Source organism: Rossellomorea aquimaris, from assembly GCF_020172085.1.
Lineage (GTDB): Bacteria > Bacillota > Bacilli > Bacillales > Bacillaceae_B > Rossellomorea > Rossellomorea aquimaris_E.
This window is the reverse complement of the sequence record NZ_JAIVAT010000009.1, coordinates 193,159-212,522: the sequence shown is the minus strand read 5'-3', so window position 1 is coordinate 212,522 and position 19,364 is coordinate 193,159. Positions and strand designations below refer to the sequence as shown.

Annotated in this window: 18 protein-coding genes; 17 read left to right on the top strand and 1 reads right to left on the bottom strand. The window is 45.9% G+C overall.

Going from position 1 to position 19,364, the window contains the following annotated elements:
- Window positions 1-56 precede the first annotated feature (56 nt).
- Both LCL96_RS20685 and LCL96_RS20680 read left to right on the top strand, forming a co-directional pair.
- Window positions 57-698: an HD domain-containing protein gene (locus LCL96_RS20685; RefSeq protein ID WP_224944871.1), complete on the top strand. Its 642-nt coding sequence runs from the start codon at window positions 57-59 to the stop codon at window positions 696-698.
- A gap of 37 nt (window positions 699-735) precedes the next feature.
- Window positions 736-1,002: a CsbA family protein gene (locus LCL96_RS20680; RefSeq protein ID WP_397550708.1), complete on the top strand. Its 267-nt coding sequence runs from the start codon at window positions 736-738 to the stop codon at window positions 1,000-1,002.
- Window positions 1,003-1,067: 65 nt separating this feature from the next.
- Here LCL96_RS20680 and LCL96_RS20675 read toward each other — a convergent pair whose 3' ends face one another.
- Entirely contained in the window at window positions 1,068-3,056 is a 1,989-nt protein-coding gene (locus tag LCL96_RS20675; protein ID WP_224944867.1) for an N-acetylmuramoyl-L-alanine amidase, read from the bottom strand.
- A gap of 592 nt (window positions 3,057-3,648) precedes the next feature.
- Between LCL96_RS20675 and uvrB the strand changes: the two genes are divergently transcribed.
- The 15 genes from uvrB to hisD all read left to right on the top strand — a co-directional run bounded on the left by uvrB (window position 3,649) and on the right by hisD (window position 19,344).
- The gene (gene uvrB, locus LCL96_RS20670; RefSeq protein WP_224944866.1) at window positions 3,649-5,631 is read left to right on the top strand and encodes an excinuclease ABC subunit UvrB; all 1,983 of its coding nucleotides are present in this window, start codon (window positions 3,649-3,651) and stop codon (window positions 5,629-5,631) included.
- 7 nt (window positions 5,632-5,638) lie between these two features.
- Window positions 5,639-8,512: an excinuclease ABC subunit UvrA gene (uvrA, locus tag LCL96_RS20665; protein WP_224944865.1), complete on the top strand. Its 2,874-nt coding sequence runs from the start codon at window positions 5,639-5,641 to the stop codon at window positions 8,510-8,512.
- A 307-nt stretch (window positions 8,513-8,819) separates the two neighbouring features.
- Window positions 8,820-9,134: a DUF4870 domain-containing protein gene (locus tag LCL96_RS20660; protein WP_224944864.1), complete on the top strand. Its 315-nt coding sequence runs from the start codon at window positions 8,820-8,822 to the stop codon at window positions 9,132-9,134.
- A 22-nt stretch (window positions 9,135-9,156) separates the two neighbouring features.
- Window positions 9,157-10,284 carry a DUF4097 family beta strand repeat-containing protein gene (locus tag LCL96_RS20655; protein WP_224944863.1) on the top strand — a complete coding sequence of 376 codons (1,128 nt, stop codon included), beginning with the start codon at window positions 9,157-9,159 and terminating at the stop codon, window positions 10,282-10,284.
- 21 nt (window positions 10,285-10,305) lie between these two features.
- Window positions 10,306-10,509, top strand: a complete 204-nt coding sequence (locus LCL96_RS20650) for a PspC domain-containing protein (protein ID WP_224944862.1) — start codon at window positions 10,306-10,308, stop codon at window positions 10,507-10,509.
- Entirely contained in the window at window positions 10,509-10,865 is a 357-nt protein-coding gene (locus LCL96_RS20645; RefSeq protein WP_098351986.1) for a phage holin family protein, read from the top strand. The genes LCL96_RS20650 and LCL96_RS20645 overlap by 1 nt, the downstream gene beginning before the upstream one ends.
- Before the next feature lie 97 nt (window positions 10,866-10,962).
- The gene (locus LCL96_RS20640; protein WP_224944861.1) at window positions 10,963-11,613 is read left to right on the top strand and encodes an alpha/beta family hydrolase; all 651 of its coding nucleotides are present in this window, start codon (window positions 10,963-10,965) and stop codon (window positions 11,611-11,613) included.
- A 128-nt stretch (window positions 11,614-11,741) separates the two neighbouring features.
- Window positions 11,742-12,677, top strand: a complete 936-nt coding sequence (hprK, locus tag LCL96_RS20635) for an HPr(Ser) kinase/phosphatase (RefSeq protein ID WP_224944860.1) — start codon at window positions 11,742-11,744, stop codon at window positions 12,675-12,677.
- Window positions 12,678-12,722: 45 nt separating this feature from the next.
- Window positions 12,723-13,559: a prolipoprotein diacylglyceryl transferase gene (lgt, locus tag LCL96_RS20630; RefSeq protein ID WP_224944854.1), complete on the top strand. Its 837-nt coding sequence runs from the start codon at window positions 12,723-12,725 to the stop codon at window positions 13,557-13,559.
- A gap of 19 nt (window positions 13,560-13,578) precedes the next feature.
- Window positions 13,579-14,544: a nucleoside recognition domain-containing protein gene (locus LCL96_RS20625; protein WP_224944852.1), complete on the top strand. Its 966-nt coding sequence runs from the start codon at window positions 13,579-13,581 to the stop codon at window positions 14,542-14,544.
- Entirely contained in the window at window positions 14,516-15,166 is a 651-nt protein-coding gene (ppaX, locus tag LCL96_RS20620; RefSeq protein ID WP_224944851.1) for a pyrophosphatase PpaX, read from the top strand. The genes LCL96_RS20625 and ppaX overlap by 29 nt, the downstream gene beginning before the upstream one ends.
- On the top strand, window positions 15,163-15,702 hold the full coding sequence (locus LCL96_RS20615) for an acyltransferase (RefSeq protein WP_224944849.1): 540 nt from the start codon (window positions 15,163-15,165) through the stop codon (window positions 15,700-15,702). Before ppaX ends, LCL96_RS20615 begins: the two co-directional genes overlap by 4 nt.
- 392 nt (window positions 15,703-16,094) lie before the next feature.
- On the top strand, window positions 16,095-17,282 hold the full coding sequence (locus tag LCL96_RS20610; protein WP_224944847.1) for an ATP phosphoribosyltransferase regulatory subunit: 1,188 nt from the start codon (window positions 16,095-16,097) through the stop codon (window positions 17,280-17,282).
- Window positions 17,279-17,902, top strand: coding sequence for an ATP phosphoribosyltransferase (gene hisG, locus LCL96_RS20605; RefSeq protein WP_224944846.1), 624 nt, complete (start codon window positions 17,279-17,281; stop codon window positions 17,900-17,902). The genes LCL96_RS20610 and hisG overlap by 4 nt, the downstream gene beginning before the upstream one ends.
- 170 nt (window positions 17,903-18,072) lie before the next feature.
- Window positions 18,073-19,344: a histidinol dehydrogenase gene (gene hisD, locus LCL96_RS20600; protein ID WP_224944844.1), complete on the top strand. Its 1,272-nt coding sequence runs from the start codon at window positions 18,073-18,075 to the stop codon at window positions 19,342-19,344.
- Window positions 19,345-19,364 lie beyond the last annotated feature (20 nt).

Below are 19,364 nucleotides of genomic sequence, written 5' to 3'. Positions count from 1 at the left end.
TACTCTCCTTGATACTATTTTCATAAAGCAAAGAACATGAGTGAGAGGAGAATAAAATGGGAATTCATCACTATTTCAAAAGCTTATCAGATCTTGAGACCCTCATCCGCTGTCCGGGTCGATTCAAATATCATGAGCATAATGTAGCCAGTCATTCCTTTAAAGTGACCAAAATCGCTCAATTCCTTGGAACGGTGGAGGAGCAAAACGGAAAAGAACTTGATTGGAAGTCCCTCTATGAAAAAGCACTGAACCATGACTATGCCGAACTGTTCACCGGCGATATCAAAACACCAGTGAAATATGCTTCAGGAAAGCTGCGTGAGCTCTTCAGCCAGGTGGAGGACCAGATGGTGAATAAATTCATCACAACGGAATTTCCACCTCAATTCCAGGAAGTGTATCGGGAACGATTCAAAGAAGGAAAGGACGAGTCCCTTGAAGGAAGGATTTTATCCGTCGCGGATAAAATCGATTTGCTCTACGAATCCTTTGGGGAAATCCAAAAAGGAAATCCAGAACCGTTGTTCATTGAAATTTATCAGGAAGCACTATCAACCATCGTGAAATTCAAGGACCTGGACTGCGTTCAATATTTCCTGGAATACGTCCTTCCTGATATGCTGTCGGAAAAATTCATTCCCCACAGTGAGCTGAAAGAACGGACCCGGAAACTGATCCAGGATGGTGAGAAGTAAGAATTCCCTTTCCAGATAGGGGAAACTTCGGTAGAATATGTTGTATTCCCTTATCTTTCAAGGAGAGTTGAACGTGTCCAAAATAATTTTAGGCTTGTTTTTACCAGGATTGCTTGTCGTTCTGTTCACAAGGGTGACGTATAATCATTATGTCGGCTTGGCCCTGACCGTTGCCCTCATTGCAGCTTCGGTGTCAAAAGGATATACGGATTCTTGGTTACTCATCGTCATAGACGCGGCATCGCTGACCGCCGGATTCTGGTATAGTGACCGGATGATGAAAAAAGCGAAAAGAAGTGCATGAGAAAGCAAAAAACCAGGTCCCTCTTTAGAGAGGGACCTGGTTTTTTTCATTGTTAATGTCTTCGGTTATGGGGCAGCCACTACATCTACATCGCTCGCTCTCACAAACGCAAGGCGGTGATTCAGATGAATGAGATAAAATTCATCATCTCCCCACACAATTTTATGGGTCGTTTCAGAATTATACGTGTAGACAGGTGCACTGTAATAGCTTCCTTTCACTTGTTCAGAAGCGACATATTTCTGTCCGGAAGAAAGGGTATATTGCAGTTTAGTCATTCCCCTCACCGGAATGCCTTCCGGGAATGCATCTGCTTCGGGATAAGCCACACCGTAGACAGGAATGCCTGTTTTTCCTTCTTTCGGCGTAACGACAATTCCTGAACCTTTCGTGGTATTCGTTCCTTTCGGATTATAAAACCACGCTTTTTGTCCTGCATACCAAATCGCCGTCCAGTCTCCTTCTCCTTCTGCCTTATAAAAGGTTTGACCTGTTACGGCTTTATTTCCCCAGTTAGAAGCGTCTAAAGGATGTGCATTCGGTAGGGCTGCATCTTTGATAAGGGGAGCATCAAAGCTTGGAGCCGTATATAAATACACAAAGTTGGCCGATTGTTTCGGTACAGGTTCGCCAGTCGGTGTCTGTAGATCCGGCATGTTGGTATTGAAATTTGGACGGATTTGTACAACGTCTTTTTGTTTCTTACCTGATTCAAGAGGAGCACCTAAAATTTGCATATAATGTGCCCAATCCCAGAACGGTCCTGGATCCCAGTGCATGGCGGGCTGTCGTGCTGCTGATGTTCCCGGCACTTCATCATGGGCGATGATGTGATCGCGGTCCAGCGGGATATTATATTCCCTTGCCAGATGCTTTACTAATCGCGCAGATGCATGATAGAGCTGTTCGTTATACCAGGCAGCCCCTTCAATGGCGATTCCTTCATGTTCGATCCCGATGCTTTTGGAGTTGAAATACCAGTTACCGGCATGCCAGGCAACATCTTTGTTGTTGATCATCTGGGTGATATCACCATCTGAAGAGCGGATGACATAGTGTGCGGAAGCCTGGGTCGTTTCCCTTTGAAACACCGTTTTTGTTAAATTATAGCTGATTTCCGTGTCGTGAAGGACGATGTATTTGATCTCCTGATTATCATATGGTCGGTTGGCTTTATCGTAGTTGCCGTAAGACCATTCATAGACTGTCCCGTCATGATCAATTTGTTTGTAGGCAGCCGGAACGTAGTGGCAGGCAAGGCCGTTCGGACAATCTGCCTTCACTTCTCCGTCGTCAGATTTTAAGTGTAAGGAGTTGATGGTTTCTTTATTAGGTTCTGTTTGTTTCGAAGTAAGTTCCAAAGAATATCCGTCTTCAGTTTGTTTTGTTACCCCTTTGTTAATCGTTTCGTACACACGATCGGCAAAATCCCTTGCCCCTGTCTCATCAGAAGTACCACTGTATTTTGCCACGGCCCCATACCATTCATTGAGGTCCGAAGGGGTTTGTCCCACCGTTTGTTTTGCATATTTGGCAAGTAGTGCGGCAGCTCCACGGATGTTCTGTTTTTTATCTTTTTTCAACGTTTCTTTTGGTAGGGATAGTAAGTCTGCTGCCGTATTTAAGGTGTGGAGATTGGGATCGGTAATGGATAGATCTGATACTCTTTCAGCCGTCATGGTTTCTTGCACGTGCGAATCTTCCTTCCCTGATAGAAACATGTGAAGGGGGTCATCCGAGTGCGCTTCTTCGAGTGTATCAAGGTCGACATCCGTCAAATGCATCAGTCCATAGCCGCCGGAAGCACTTGGCTTGCCGTCATGATGCTCCCATAAGGACATGTTATAACCGACTGAAAGCAGAATTTCGACCGGTACATTAAACTCCTGAGCGGCTTCTTGAAAGGCTGACTCAAGCGCGAGCTTGTCCACCATAGCTGCCCTGGCGATTCCATGAGAAGAACTCGAAGGAGACACCGGGGATATCGCAGATCCTAATAGGAACCCTGTCATACTCAAACTGCCTGCAACTTTCATCCATTTCGACTTTTTCATACATTCCTCCTGTTGTGAAGTATTTTAGTAGAACACATAAAAAAGCTTATAGAAAAATAGACTGAATAGTCAATCAATTATTAGATATATGCCTAGATGAATATTTAGGAGGAAACTAGAATAGAGAAGATTGAATTGTGGATAAAGAGTGAATAGTGTGAATAACATCCATATCCAATACGTTATACACAGGTTGAAATCGAATACATAAGGATTGTTCACAAGAAAATTGACGAATTGTGAATAAAATCAAGGATTTTCCACAAGGGGAATTGACTTATACACATGTTTATACACAGGTTGTGTATAGAAAAGCTCGGATTTTGTCGAAAGCGGCCGTTTATCCACCGCGGTTGTGTCGAAAAATCTAATACACGCTGTACTAAAGTCTGATCATAAAACTTATCCACAAAATTGGGGGAAGTTGAATAAGAGGTTCGATCCTAAAAAAATAAACGAACTTTTGTTCGCTTATTGTTGGTTAATCCTGAAGGAAATGTGGTAGAATGTGTATAAAAGAATTTGCAGTGCTAAAGATGGGTATAAGTAGATAAATACAAGGTAGCAGTCCTTTATTATAGGAGGTTTCACGGTGAAAGATCAATTTGAACTCAAGTCTAAATATAAACCAGAGGGTGACCAGCCCCTGGCCATAGAGAAACTTGTGCAGGGTATCAATGAAGGGAAGCGCCATCAAACCCTACTCGGAGCAACAGGGACCGGAAAGACCTTCACTGTCTCCAATGTGATCCAGAAGGTTGAAAAGCCGACCCTTATCATTGCTCATAATAAAACATTGGCAGGACAGCTCTACAGTGAGTTTAAGGAGTTCTTTCCTGATAATGCCGTTGAATATTTTGTAAGTTACTATGATTACTATCAGCCAGAAGCATATGTCCCACAGACCGATACCTTCATTGAAAAGGATGCAAGCATCAATGATGAAATCGATAAATTAAGACATTCCGCCACATCGTCATTGTTCGAGAGGAAGGATGTCATCATCATCGCCAGCGTATCGTGTATTTACGGTTTGGGTAATCCGGAAGAGTATCGTGAGCTAGTCCTTTCCCTGAGAACGGGGATGGAGATCGAACGGAATCAATTGCTCCGGAAGCTTGTGGATATCCAATACGAGCGTAATGACATCGACTTCCAGCGCGGGACATTCCGTGTGCGGGGAGACGTCGTGGAGATTTTCCCTGCATCCCGTGATGAACACTGCATGCGTGTGGAATTCTTCGGAGATGAAATCGACCGGATTCGTGAAGTGGATGCCCTAACAGGGGAAATCATGGGAGATCGTGACCATATTGCCATCTTCCCGGCTTCCCACTTCGTAACCCGTGAGGAAAAAATGCAGGTGGCCATCAAGAACATTGAGAAAGAACTGGAAGAACAGCTGGCAATCATGAAAGAAGAAAATAAACTGCTTGAGGCCCAGCGTCTTGAGCAGAGGACACGTTATGACCTTGAAATGATGAGGGAAATGGGCTTTTGCTCAGGAATCGAGAACTATTCCCGACACCTTACATTACGTCCTTCGGGATCGACTCCGTATACACTTCTGGATTATTTTCCGGATGATTTCTTGATCGTGGTAGATGAGTCCCATGTGACCCTGCCCCAAATCAGGGGGATGTTCAACGGTGACCAGGCACGTAAAAAAGTGCTCGTGGATCACGGGTTCCGTCTGCCTTCAGCCATGGACAATCGTCCCCTGCGCTTTGAGGAGTTCGAGAAGAAAACCCAGCAGTTTCTCTATGTTTCGGCGACCCCGGGACCATATGAGCTGGAGCATACCCCTGAAATGGTCGAGCAGATCATTCGACCGACGGGACTACTGGATCCTATCATCGAGGTACGTCCAATCGAAGGACAAATCGATGACCTCCTGGGTGAAATCAATGAACGGATCGAGAAAAATGAACGGGTCCTTGTCACGACATTGACGAAGAAAATGTCGGAGGATCTATCTGCTTACTTAAAGGAAATTGGAATCAAGGTCCAATACCTCCACTCGGAAATCAAGACACTTGAGCGTATTGAGATTATCAGGGATCTCCGACTGGGTAAATTCGATGTACTGGTCGGAATCAACCTGCTCCGTGAAGGACTGGATATACCGGAAGTGTCACTTGTCACCATACTTGATGCTGACAAGGAAGGCTTCCTGCGTTCAGAACGGTCCCTGATCCAAACGATCGGCCGTGCAGCCCGTAACAGTAACGGAAGAGTCATCATGTACGCAGATAAGATCACGGATTCCATGCAGAAGGCACTCGATGAAACCGAGCGCCGCCGCACGATACAACAAGAGTATAATGCAAAACACGGCGTGACCCCGACAACGATACAAAAAGAGATCCGGGATGTCATCAGGGCTACTCATGCCGCTGAAGAAGCAGGGGTTTATGAAGGAGAACAGACAAAGGTTTCGAAAATGTCTAAACCGGAGCGACAAAAACTTATTGCTAGCCTGGAAGTGGAAATGAAGGAGGCGGCCAAGGCACTCGACTTCGAACGTGCCGCCCAGCTTCGTGATACCATTCTTGAGCTCAAGGCGGAAGGATGAACGAATCATGGCGCAGGATCAAATAATCGTACAAGGAGCTAGAGCTCATAATTTAAAGAATATAGATATAAAAATCCCACGGGATAAACTGGTTGTATTAACAGGACTATCTGGGTCGGGGAAATCTTCCCTTGCCTTCGATACCATTTATGCGGAAGGCCAGAGACGTTATGTGGAATCCCTTTCCGCTTATGCCCGTCAATTCCTGGGACAGATGGATAAGCCGGATGTCGACGCCATCGAAGGGCTATCCCCGGCGATTTCCATCGATCAAAAGACGACGAGCCGTAATCCCCGTTCAACAGTGGGGACGGTAACGGAAATTTATGATTACCTCCGACTGCTGTTTGCCAGGGTAGGAAAACCGATCTGTCCGAATCATGGGATTGAGATCACGTCCCAAACGATCGAACAGATGGTGGACAGGATCCTTGAATACCCTGAGAGAACTAAGCTTCAAGTCCTGGCACCCGTGGTGTCGGGTCGTAAAGGGACCCACGTGAAGACCCTTGAAGACATCAAGAAACAGGGATTTGTGAGGGTCAGAATTAATGGGGAAGTGCAGGATCTTGGGGAAGAAATATCGTTAGAAAAAAATAAGAAACACTCCATTGAAGTGATCATCGACCGGATTGTCGTGAAAGAAGGAGTGGCTGCCCGTCTCTCGGACTCACTTGAAACGGCCCTTAGACTGGCGGATGGACAAGTGATCATCGATGTCATCGGAGAAGACGAGCTTTTATTCAGTGAGCATCATGCATGTCCATATTGTGGTTTCTCCATCAGTGAGCTTGAACCTAGGATGTTCTCTTTCAATAGTCCATATGGTGCATGTGTAAGTTGTGATGGTTTGGGGACGAAGCTTGAGGTGGATAAGGAGCTTGTCATCCCCAATTGGGACCGTACCCTTGATGAGCATGCGATTGCTCCATGGGAACCGACAAGTTCTCAATACTATCCTTCTTTATTGAAGGCTGTGTGCGACCATTATGAAATTCCCATGGACATTCCCGTAAAGGACCTTCCGAAACACCAGATGGATAAAGTTCTGTATGGATCGGGAAAAGATGAAATCTACTTCCGCTACGAGAACGATTTCGGTCAGGTGAGGGAAAACTATCTTCGTTTTGAAGGGGTCATCCCGAATGTGGAACGTCGTTACCGGGAAACAAGCTCGGATTATATCCGCGAGCAGATGGAAAAGTATATGGCTCAGCAGGACTGCCCGACCTGTCATGGTCACCGCTTAAAAGAGGAGAGCCTTGCCGTAAAGGTGGATTCTCTTCATATAGGGGAAGTAACGGCCTTTTCGATTGAAGAGGCAGAGCAGTTCTTCCAAAAACTCGAACTCTCTGAAAAAGATATGAAGATCGCTAATCTTATCCTGAGGGAGATCCGTGAACGTCTCGGCTTCCTTGTGAATGTGGGGTTGGAATATCTTACTCTGAGCCGTGCTGCAGGAACGCTCTCTGGAGGAGAGGCTCAGCGAATTCGCCTCGCCACTCAAATCGGTTCCCGTCTTACTGGGGTCCTTTACATTCTCGACGAACCGTCCATCGGATTGCACCAGCGGGATAATGACCGTCTGATCGATACGCTGAAGAATATGCGCGAAATCGGGAATACGCTGATTGTTGTGGAGCATGACGAAGATACGATGGTGGCTGCCGATTATCTGATCGATATCGGACCGGGAGCGGGTGTCCACGGAGGTGAGGTCGTATCGGCAGGAACACCTCAGGAAGTAATGGATGATCCGAACTCGTTGACGGGTCAGTATCTGTCTGGGAAGAAATTCATTCCCCTTCCTCAGGAAAGACGTAAACCAGACGGCCGTTACTTGGAGGTTGTAGGTGCAAAGGAAAATAATCTGAACAACGTCAAAGTGAAGCTGCCTCTAGGAATCTTCACTGCTGTCACTGGAGTGTCGGGATCGGGTAAAAGTACCCTGATCAACGAAATTCTCCATAAATCACTGGCTCAAAAGCTTCATAATGCGAAATCGAAGCCTGGTGAGCATAAAGAAGTGAAGGGGATCGAGCATCTTGATAAAGTCATTGATATCGATCAATCCCCGATCGGCCGTACGCCAAGGTCGAATCCCGCTACGTATACCGGGGTATTCGATGATATCCGAGATGTGTTTGCCACGACCAACGAGGCGAAAGTTCGCGGCTACAAAAAGGGCCGTTTCAGCTTTAACGTGAAAGGCGGCCGCTGTGAGGCATGTCGCGGAGATGGAATCATCAAGATAGAAATGCACTTCCTTCCGGATGTATACGTTCCGTGTGAAGTGTGTCACGGGAAACGATACAACCGTGAAACTCTTGAAGTGAAATACAAAGATAAAAATATTTCAGACGTTCTGGAGATGACGGTTGAAGATGCGGTGAAATTCTTTGAAAACATCCCTAAGATCAAGCGTAAGCTTCAGACTATTTTTGATGTGGGACTTGGCTACATTACTTTGGGACAGCCGGCGACTACCCTTTCAGGTGGGGAAGCCCAGCGGGTTAAGCTGGCATCCGAACTGCATCGCCGTTCGACTGGCCGCTCTCTCTATATCCTTGATGAGCCAACGACAGGACTTCATGTAGATGACATCGCCCGTCTCCTCGTCGTTCTTCAACGACTCGTTGAAAATGGCGATACGGTTCTTGTCATCGAACACAACCTTGACGTCATCAAGGCAGCCGACTACCTGGTGGATCTAGGTCCGGAAGGCGGAGACAAAGGCGGAACGATCGTCGCTAGCGGGACACCTGAAAAAGTGGCCGAGGTACAAGGATCCTATACGGGTAAATACTTGAAGCCTGTACTTGAACGCGATCGTGAGCGCATGAAAAAGAAGGTTCGGGAAAAAGAAGAAGTGACGAATTGATAATGGAGGGAGGTGCATGGGGCATCTCTCTTTTTTCTTGATTAGATGTTCGTTCCGTTAAACTTATTTTCAAAAAGTCAGCTTTTATTTTCAAATCTCATCTCTTTATTTTTAAAATCAAGATTTTATTTTCAAAAAGCCATTTTGTGTTCCATTCACCACTGTAAACCACAACCCCATACCTACCCAAATTCAGCCTCCAGATGGAGTGAAGCACAATCTTCTTATGTGAAAATAAGATTAGTAACAAATGCATTGAAACTTTTTGCCCAGCGTATCGTAAATAGTAGTAGAGGAGATGATGAAGATGGAGACCAATAAGGTATTATCTGCCCTATGCTATTTTAGTATCTTTTTTGCCGGCTTCCTTTTCCCTTTGATTGTCTATTTTGTTTCAAATGATCCATTTGTGAAAAAGGATGCAAAATCGGCCTTTTTATCTCACTTATTACCGGTCATTGCACTTCCCCTCGTACTTGCTGGCTTGGTTTTCGATATGGGTGTTTTTGCAAGTGGTGCGGGGCTGCCGATTTATACTCTGATCATGATCGGTTTATCTATATTAATCAGTGTTGTTGTGGTCATTTGGAATGTGTATAAGGGAATCAAAGTACTTTTATAATCAATAAAGGGGATGAAAGAGTATGAATGAAGAACGCAAACGCATTTTGGATATGTTGGAAAATGGAACGATTTCGGCACAGGAAGCACTGGCATTGCTGGAAGCACTCGATAAAAAATCACACACATCCAAGAAAAAAGAAAAGGATTTCCTTGATGATATTGTTTCCATTTTTCAAGATGACAAAAAGGGTTCAAAGGATGATTCGACTCAAACAGGGAATCCGAAAGATAAGCTTCTCGATTTCATGAATTCGGCTTTAACCAAAATCAAGAATTTCGACTTTGATTTTCAATGGAACCAATCGGTTGAATTGTCCCATGTTTTCCAACAGCCCAATACCAATTTCGAGAAGATCGACGTAGATGTGGCGAATGGGAAAGTGGAACTGATCCCATGGGATGGAGAAGAGGTTCGTGTGGAATGTGAAGCGAAGGTTTACCGTACGGAGGATCAGGAAGAAGCACGAAAGCAGTTTATGGAGAATACGTCTTTTGCCGTTGATGGAGATACACTCTATTACTCGACACAATTAAAGTGGATGAAAGTGGATGCTAAGCTCTACATTCCGAAACATCAATATAAAAGGATTTCGGTCCGTTTATTCAATGGCGGGTTAAGTGCCGAGAATTTAGAAGTGGAGGACCTTCGCGCAAAGGCGGCAAATGGGAAGATTCATATTGATCGTCTGACATCGAAGAAAACGGAAGTCGAGACGTCAAACGGTGCGATTTCTATCCTGAATGCCAAAGCGGATCATGTCGAAGCAGAATCCATTAATGGAAAGGTCCATGTTGAAGGAGATATCTTATATTCTGATGTGCAGTCCTTGAACGGAAACATCATATGTGACCTAACCGGCGAAAAAGCCGACACTGTGCATGCCAAAACGGTGACAGGGAATATTGATTTATTTGTTCCTGAAAACATCAATATTTCCGGAGAAGCCAAATCGAATTTCGGCAGTTTCAAGGTTGAATTGCAGGGTATGGATGTACTAGAGGAAAAAAATGAAGTGGTGCAGAAATCGATCCGTTTCAGTCGTAAAACGGATTCACCCGATAAGCTTCATCTTTTTGCGGAAACAAAAGCAGGATCTGTCCTCATAAAAAAGCATGAACAGAAGAATGTTAATAAGGACAACGCATAAGATGAGAAAGAAGGAATCATAATGAAAAAACGATTAGCACGATCAAGGTCAGACCGAAAGCTGGCTGGAGTGATCGGTGGATTGTCCCGTTATGTAGGGATCGATTCCACGATCCTAAGGGTGATCTTCATCATCCTGCTCATTCCAACGGGGTTTTTCCCGCTGGGTGTCATTTATGCTTTACTGGCCTTCGTGCTGCCACATGAGGAGGAAGCCATCAGATAATGAGATGGATTATTGGGATTTTAATCAATGCAGTAATCTTTATTGCATTAGCCGGTTTTTTTGAAGGATTTGAAGTGTCGGGGATCGGGGCGGCCATCGGAGCGAGCTTTATTCTGTCGATCCTGAATGTGCTCGTAAAACCGATTTTAATCATCCTGACACTGCCGGTCACGATTTTATCATTGGGACTGTTTCTTTTTGTCATCAATGCCATTACGCTGTTATTGACGGATGGACTGATGGGAAGCAGTTTCGAACTTTCTGGTTTCGGGATGGCATTTTTGGCATCCATCATTTTGTCACTTGCCAATTTGGTGATTCAAAAAGCGGTGCTCGAACCAATGAAAGAAAAGTAAACAGGAAGGACTCCGGGCTCATCCGGAGTTTTTTTGTGGTCAAAAAAGGAGATTTCCCCTTCGAAATAGAAATAGATGGAAAAAGGAGGAGAAATTCATGAAAGTCACATCGGATGTAATGAGAGGATATCGTCACATCGAGGTCCCGTATACTCTTTTATCCCCAATAAAAGAACCAGGTGGTATCGCTATTTTCCTGCCGGGTATGGGTTACACGGTGCAGGCGCCTTTGCTGCACTATTCAACGGGGCTGTACTTGAATAAAGGATATGATGTCCTCCATATCAATTATCAGTATTCCTCATCAGACTATAAGGGGTTTTCTATAGAAGAAAAGGATGATGCTTTAAAGCATGATGTGAAGAAGATAATGGAGCAGATTCTGACTGAAAAAAGCTATTCTCATATACACGTAGTAGCCAAGTCCCTTGGCACACTTGCCCTTGGCAATGAAATACATAATGAAAGACTACAGGATTCTAAGTTTGTCTGGTTAACCCCTCTATTGAAAGAGGATGAGGTCTTTCAAGCTGTGATGGATAGTGAGCAGGAAGGGATATGCATCGCAGGGGACCGTGACCCACATTTTGATGAGGAGCGATTCAACCGACTAAAAGGGAATAAGCGCATGCATGTGCATGTAGTCAAGGATGTCAATCACAGCCTGGAGCATGATTTTCAGGTCATTGATTCGATTTCCACTCATAGAGAGATTCTCTCAGTGATAAAAGCATTCATTGAAGCGTAGCCGTGGCTGCGCTTTTCATCATTTGGGCGGTTGAGCAGGTCTCCTTGCGCTTTTCTCCATAATTGCTAAAATAGGTTAGAGTACGCTTATTATGACAAAGCGAGTGTAACGTGAAGGAGGAGCTACTTGTGGCAAAAGTTCGCACTAAAGATATCGTCGAGAAGTTCAATTTGGAGCTTGTCGGGGGAGAAGAAGGTTTACATAGACCCATTACAACGAGCGATATTTCCCGTCCGGGGTTGGAGATGGCCGGGTATTTCAACTACTATCCTGCAGAACGCATCCAGTTACTGGGGAAAACTGAGCTTTCCTTCCTGGAGTTATTGGATGAAGCAGAACGCAAACGGAGAATGGAAGCACTTTGTACAGATATCACTCCAGGTATCATTATCTCAAGAGACCTGGTGATCCCTGATGAGCTTGTGGAAGCGGCGAATCGGTATGATGTTCCTGTCATGCGCTCATCCATGAAAACGACACGGTTTTCTTCAAGGCTGACGAATTACTTAGAAAGTAAGCTTGCTCCTACAACGGCAATCCATGGTGTTCTGGTCGATATCTATGGAGTTGGAGTATTGATCACGGGTAAGAGCGGCGTCGGGAAAAGTGAAACCGCCCTTGAACTTGTGAAGAGAGGGCATCGTCTGGTAGCCGATGATTGTGTGGAAATTCGCCAGGAAGATATGGATACACTGATTGGTAGCTCCCCTGAGTTAATTGAGCATCTTCTGGAAATCCGAGGCTTGGGAATCATCAATGTGATGACATTGTTTGGTGCCGGAGCGGTCCGCAGCTATAAACGTATTACCCTTTGCATCAATCTTGAGCTATGGGATAAAACGAAACAGTATGATCGCCTTGGACTGGAAGAAGAGAAAATGAGAATTATCGATACGGATATTACGAAATATACTGTACCGGTACGTCCGGGACGAAATCTTGCCGTCATCATCGAAGTGGCTGCTATGAACTTCCGTCTTAAGCGCATGGGAGTGAATGCTGCAGAACAATTTACGAACCGTTTGGCAGATGTAATCGAAGACGGTGAAAACGAGGATATTTAAGCTTTACATAAACCAAATAGCCCATATTCATAAAGGAGAGACAAAATGAACGAGAACATTACGCCAATCGATCCTATTGCCATTTCACTCGGGCCAATCCAGGTACACTGGTATGGAGTCATCATCGGACTTGGGATTGCACTGGGACTTTATTTAGTCATTCGTGAAAGCAAACGCTTAGGCCTTCATCCCGATACATTCATTGATTTACTCGTGTGGGCGATCCCCATCGCCATCATTTGTGCCCGTGCTTATTACGTCATTTTCGAATGGGATAATTATTATGCCGATCATCCGGGGGATATCATCAAAGTATGGAATGGAGGAATCGCCATTCATGGTGCCTTGATCGGTTCGGTCCTGACAACGGTCGTTTTTGCCAAAGTGAAAGGATTGTCCTTCTGGAAATTGACGGATATCGCAGCGCCTAGCATCATCCTCGGCCAGGCAATCGGTCGCTGGGGCAACTTTGTGAACCAGGAGGCACATGGTGGGGAAGTATCACGTGCCTTTCTTGAAAATCTGATGCTTCCTGATTTTATCATCAACCAGATGTACATCGATGGTGCGTATTATCATCCTACGTTCCTATACGAATCACTTTGGAGCTTTGCCGGACTGATCCTGCTTCTTGTGTTGAGAAGAAAGGCCGGCTGGCTGCGAAGGGGAGAATTGTTCCTGACATATGTGATCTGGTATTCCATTGGTCGTTTCTTTGTTGAAGGGCTCAGGACGGATAGTCTGATGCTGGGGTCCTTGCGGTTCGCTCAAGTGATTTCCATCTTCCTGATCATTGCCGCGATCGCTGTGTTTATTTATAGAAGAAAAACAGGTCTTGCCCAAAAGGCTTATGAAGAGAAGTCAGATAGCTTGAACGCTTAACAAAAGGGGAGTAAGAACTATGTGGATGTCATCTTTGAAAAATGGCGGACTCACAGGATTGAAAACAACGTGGTCGTTGGGGAAAGTCATTTTTCCGATCACACTCATCGTCTTTCTACTGCAATACACACCGGTCCTTCCGTGGATCATGGAAAAGATTTCACCTCTCATGAAACTTCTCGGTCTGTCAGGTGATGCGGCTATTCCCCTTGTTCTGGGAAATTCCCTAAATCTTTATGCGGGAATAGGTGGGATTTTGTCCCTGGATTTAACGGTGAAAGAAGTTTTCATCATCGCGGTGATGCTCTCTTTTTGCCATAATCTTTTCATTGAATCGACAGTTGCTTCAAAAGTCGGTGTGAAAATCTGGCTGATTGTTACCGTGAGGGTCAGCCTTGCTCTCCTATCTGCTATTGTCATTAATCTAGTATGGAGCGGCGGCTCGGAGATTGCGAAATATGGGATGATGCCTCCTCAACAAGCAGAACCAAATGGATGGGGAGAGATCTTCCTGCTTGGACTTGAGAAAGCGGGATTCGGGGTCTTACAATTGGCACTGATCGTCATCCCCCTTATGATGGTCATTCAGGTGATGAGAGACTTGAAATGGATGGACGTGTTTTCCCGCTGGATGTCGCCTGCAACACGGGCACTCGGGATGAATGAGAATACGTCTTCCACAATGGTGGCTGGACTCGTCATCGGTCTTGCCTACGGGGCTGGCGTCATGATCCAGGCGGTCAAGGAAGACGGGGTCAGCAGGAAAGATGTCACCATCGCCTTCATCTTTTTGGTGGCGTGTCACGCGGTGGTCGAGGATACATTAATCTTCCTTCCGCTTGGCATACCCGTCCTTCCATTGCTATTGATCAGGCTGGTGACGGCGATCGTGCTGACGATGGTCATTGCGTATTTCTGGAACAAAGTCGATGCTAAGAAAGAAAAGGAGCTGCATTATGAGCAGGATTACAACAATCTTATTTGACTTGGATGGAACGTTGATCAATACGAATGATCTGATCATTTCATCCTTCTTGCATACATTGAATCACTATTATCCAGGACAATATGAAGAAAAGGATGTTCATCCATTCATGGGTCCGCCTTTGGAAGAATCGTTCGGGGAGTTGAACCCTGAGAAAATGGAAGAAATGTGTGCCCATTACCGGGCATACAATCATGAACATCATGATTCCCTTGTGACGGAGTTTGAGGGAGTGTATGAAACCGTTCAGACGCTTCACCAGCATGGATACAAATTAGCCATCGTATCGACGAAGGTACGAGACGTGGTGTTAAAAGGACTGGACCTGATGAATCTAAGACAGTTCTTTGAAGTCATCATCACGCTGGATGAGGTGGAAAACGCGAAGCCCCATCCGGAACCGATCGAGAAGGCGTTGATCGCATTGGGATCTTCGCCGGATGAAGCGATCATGATCGGTGACAATCACCACGATATTTTAGCAGGGAAAAATGCAGGAGTCCTGTCGGCAGGAGTTGCCTGGAGTGCAAAAGGCAGAGAGCATCTGGCCCACTATGAGCCGGATTTCATGCTTGATAACATGAAGGACTTATTATCCATCGTGGGAGCCCCGACTGCATGAGACGGACGACCCGCTATCCTGTAGAAGGAGCAAATTCCCTCTGGCATGTGTATAAAACCGTTCCATTCGGGAAGGTCGTCAAAAATTTCATCGTCATCCAGCTCGCCCGCTACACACCATTTCTGGGAATGAAGAATTGGCTGTATAAGACGTTTCTTCGGATGAAAATCGGTGAGCACACCTCATTCGCCTTGATGGTGATGCTCGATGTGATGTTTCCTGAGAAGATTTCCGTGGGGCGGAACACGGTCATCGGTTATAACACGACAATCCTTGCCCATGAATACTTGATTAAGGAATACCGGTTAGGTGATGTGGAAATTGGATCGGAAGTGATGATCGGTGCCAACACCACGGTGTTGCCGGGAGTGAAAATTGGTGACGGGGCCATCGTCTCAGCCGGCACCCTCGTGCATAAAGACGTTCCCGAAGGTGCGTTCGTCGGGGGAAATCCGATGAGAGTCATTTATACAAAAGATGAATTGGCAGAACGATGGCGGGAAGATGCCATTTATGGATTGAATAGAGAAAAATAAGGGAAAAGGCAAAGATAGATTGAATTCTATCTTTGCCTTTTTTTTGTTTGTAAAAGATGGAGGAGGGTGGGTGGATGGCGGAATTTGTCGAATGGCAGATATATCGGATAATCGGTAGATAAATTCAATTTTCGGCAGATATATGATGAAAACGGCAGATAAAAATAAAATATGGCAGATATCCCACAACAGTACTACCCCGCACGCTTCCGCAATCTCCCAGAAAATCATCCCGTCAAACGGTTGACGAATAAAAAAAGAAACGCTACACTACATTTAACTTTATTTTATTAGCACATTAGCGAATTAAAGGATTTCTGAATAATCGAGAATTAGTAGCAATCCCTCTATCGGGGAAAAATAGATGAATTAATACTTCAAAGGTGGTTCTTATGACTAAGTTGTTTATGTTCGAGAAGCCATTGGGAATGAGAGATACATTTCCTGATTTATATGAAATCAAAGACCAGACAAAGAAGAAAATGGAACAAACTATGAAGCTTTGGGGATACAAGTTTATTGAAACCCCGAGCCTTGAATATTACGAAACCGTCGGGGAAGCGTCAGCCATCCTCGATCAGCAGCTTTTCAAGCTATTGGATCAGCAGGGACATACTCTGGTGTTGAGACCTGATATGACTGCACCAATCGCGAGGATCGCTGCGTCAAAATTATTGAAAGATGAAGCACCATTGAGACTCGCCTATTCTAATTCCGTATTCCGGGCACAGCAGCGGGAAGGTGGACGTCCTGCTGAATTTGAGCAGGTGGGCATTGAGTGCATCGGCGACGATTCCGTCAGTGCCGATGCTGAAGTGATCGCCCTGATGGTATCCGTATTGAAAGAAGCCGGACTGGAACACTTCAAAATTTCCATCGGCCATATCGGGTTTGTCCAGGAGTTGTTCACACAGATCGTGGGGACGGAAGAACGGGCGGATACGTTAAGAAGATATCTATATGAGAAGAACTATGTCGGGTATCGTCAGCATGTTAATGACCTTGCCCTGTCATCTATTGATAAAGAGCGTCTTTTCCGGTTCCTGCAATTACGGGGTTCAGAAAACGTGCTCGGTGAAGCCCATAGCCTTCTTGAAGGTGAGAGAGGGCTCCGGGCATTGGAACAGCTGAAGGATCTGTGGAATATTCTGAAGGATTATGAAGTAGAGCAGTATGTCAAGTTCGACTTGAGCCTTGTCAGCCACATGAGCTATTACTCAGGCATTTTATTTGAAGTGTACGGTGACAATGTCGGGTTTGCCATCGGAAATGGCGGACGCTACAATAAGCTTCTTGAAAAATTCGGAAAGAACTCAGGGGCGACAGGCTTCGGATTGCGCCTCGATTACGTACTGGAAGCGATGCAGGTTGAACTATCTTCCTCCCTTCAACAGTGTGTACTGTTCAGCGATGAGCGCAGGAAAGAAGCCATCGGCCTGGCACGTGACTTGAGGAATGAAGGTGTCGAGGTCGTCCTTCAGAACTGGAAGGGTGTAGGAGATGTGGACGAGTTTACGAAGGGGTTCAGCAATGTTCACTTCGTAGTCGGACAGGATAGAAAAGGTGGTGAAACATCATGAGTGCGTTAACGATTGCGATGCCAAAAGGGAGGATCTTCGAGGAAGCGGTGGATTTACTAAGAAAGGCAGATTATAATCTGCCGCCCGAATTCGATGATTCAAGAAAGCTCATCATCGAAGTGCCTGAGGAGGACTTGCGGTTCATCCTCGCAAAGCCGATGGATGTTCCGACATATGTGGAGCATGGCGTCGCAGATTTAGGGATTGCCGGAAAGGACGTCATGCTGGAAGAAGAGAGGGACGTCTATGAACTTCTCGATCTGCGGATCAGTGGATGTTACCTGGCTGTTGCGGGACTTCCCAATACGAAAATGAGTGATGTGGCACCGAAGATTGCAACCAAATATCCGAATGTCGCTTCATCCTACTTCCGGGAGCAGGGTGAACAGGTGGAGATCATCAAGCTTAACGGTTCCATCGAGCTTGCCCCCTTGATCGGGCTGGCTGACCGTATCGTCGATATCGTTTCTACAGGTCGTACCCTGAAAGAAAACGGCCTCGTCGAATACGAAACCATCGTAGGCATCACCTCACGCCTAATCGTGAATCCCGTCAGTTACCGGATGAAAGACGAAAAAATCGAAGACCTCGTCTCCCGCCTCACCCGCATCATCGGGTGAGAGGGACGGACCTTGCTCGATTGGGTCCGAAAGTGAGGAATGACAAGCATTTGAGGAAATTTCGGGGCGGTAAATCGGTGTATATCGAGGTCCGTCCCTCTGAATAGAGAATACATAGAGAAGGCGGTACCTTATAGGAGGTCCGTCCCTCTAAAAGGTTGGTGATTTCTGTGAAGATTATGAAGGATGTCAGCGTGGCGTCGATTAAACGCTCTGTGGATAGTGGCACAGAGGAACAGCGGAAAGCGGTTCAGGGGATCATTTCTTCTGTACAGAAGGATGGAGATAACGCGGTCCGTCACTATACTGAGAAATTTGATGGTATCCAATTAGAAAACTACAAAGTTTCTGAGAGTGAGATAGAAGAAGCGTTCTCAACCCTCGATCCTGAACTCATTTCGATCATTGAAGAAGCGGCGGATAATATTCGTGATTTCCATTCACAACAAAAAAGGTCGTCATGGTTCACAACAGATGAAAATGGAACGATGCTAGGTCAAAAGCTGACACCGCTTGATTCAGTGGGTGTGTACGTTCCGGGTGGAACAGCAGCCTATCCGTCGTCTGTATTGATGAATGTACTTCCAGCAAAAGTGGCCGGAGTCAAAAGGATCACCATGGTTTCTCCTCCAGGGAAGGATGGAAAGCTGTCTCCAGGAGTACTTGTGGCAGCAAAAGTCGCCGGAGTGGAAGAAATCTTCAAGGTCGGTGGTGCCCAAGCGGTAGCGGCACTGGCATACGGAACGGAATCGATCACTCCTGTGGATAAAATAACGGGACCAGGAAATATCTTCGTTGCCCTGGCCAAACGCGAAGTATTCGGTGATGTGGATATCGATATGATCGCCGGCCCCAGTGAAATCGTCATCCTGGCAGACGAACATCAGCGGGCCGATGAAATTGCAGCGGATCTCCTTTCACAGGCTGAGCATGATGTGCTTGCGTCTACAGTCCTGGTGACGAATTCAGCGACCCTTGCCGAAGAAGTATCAGCACAGGTTGAACGCCAACTAGCGACTCTTCCCCGCGAAGAGATCGCGCGTCAATCCATCGTGGATTTCGGGGCCATCTATGTAACGGAAGATATGGAAGAAGGAATTGGGCTGGTCAACCAGCTTGCGGCAGAGCATGTTGAAATCCTGACGAAAAAGCCGTTCGAAACGATGGCCAAAATCCGTCACGCCGGAGCCATCTTCCTGGGACGCTTCAGCTCGGAGCCTGTCGGGGATTATTTCGCAGGACCGAATCACGTCCTGCCGACGAACGGGACAGCCCGTTTCTCAAGCCCGTTGAACGTGGATGAATTCATGAAAAAGACAAGTGTCATTTCCTACAGTGAAACAGCACTGCAGAATAACTATGAAAAAATCGCGAAGCTCGCCCGGTTAGAAGGGCTCGAGGCCCATGCAAGGGCAGTGGAAATTCGATTCGATAAAAAGTAGGGAAGAGGGACGGACCTTCA

Bases quoted from the DNA above. Each gene is read 5' to 3' on its own strand.
- LCL96_RS20685 (WP_224944871.1), top strand. From the start codon at position 57: ATGGGAATTCATCACTATTTCAAAAGCTTATCAGATCTTGAGACCCTC.
- LCL96_RS20680 (WP_397550708.1), top strand. From the start codon at position 736: ATGTTGTATTCCCTTATCTTTCAAGGAGAGTTGAACGTGTCCAAAATA.
- LCL96_RS20675 (WP_224944867.1), bottom strand. From the start codon at position 3,056: ATGAAAAAGTCGAAATGGATGAAAGTTGCAGGCAGTTTGAGTATGACA.
- uvrA (WP_224944865.1), top strand. From the start codon at position 5,639: ATGGCGCAGGATCAAATAATCGTACAAGGAGCTAGAGCTCATAATTTA.
- LCL96_RS20660 (WP_224944864.1), top strand. From the start codon at position 8,820: ATGGAGACCAATAAGGTATTATCTGCCCTATGCTATTTTAGTATCTTT.
- LCL96_RS20655 (WP_224944863.1), top strand. From the start codon at position 9,157: ATGAATGAAGAACGCAAACGCATTTTGGATATGTTGGAAAATGGAACG.
- LCL96_RS20650 (WP_224944862.1), top strand. From the start codon at position 10,306: ATGAAAAAACGATTAGCACGATCAAGGTCAGACCGAAAGCTGGCTGGA.
- LCL96_RS20645 (WP_098351986.1), top strand. From the start codon at position 10,509: ATGAGATGGATTATTGGGATTTTAATCAATGCAGTAATCTTTATTGCA.
- LCL96_RS20640 (WP_224944861.1), top strand. From the start codon at position 10,963: ATGAAAGTCACATCGGATGTAATGAGAGGATATCGTCACATCGAGGTC.
- lgt (WP_224944854.1), top strand. From the start codon at position 12,723: ATGAACGAGAACATTACGCCAATCGATCCTATTGCCATTTCACTCGGG.
- LCL96_RS20625 (WP_224944852.1), top strand. From the start codon at position 13,579: ATGTGGATGTCATCTTTGAAAAATGGCGGACTCACAGGATTGAAAACA.
- ppaX (WP_224944851.1), top strand. From the start codon at position 14,516: ATGAGCAGGATTACAACAATCTTATTTGACTTGGATGGAACGTTGATC.
- LCL96_RS20615 (WP_224944849.1), top strand. From the start codon at position 15,163: ATGAGACGGACGACCCGCTATCCTGTAGAAGGAGCAAATTCCCTCTGG.
- LCL96_RS20610 (WP_224944847.1), top strand. From the start codon at position 16,095: ATGACTAAGTTGTTTATGTTCGAGAAGCCATTGGGAATGAGAGATACA.
- hisG (WP_224944846.1), top strand. From the start codon at position 17,279: ATGAGTGCGTTAACGATTGCGATGCCAAAAGGGAGGATCTTCGAGGAA.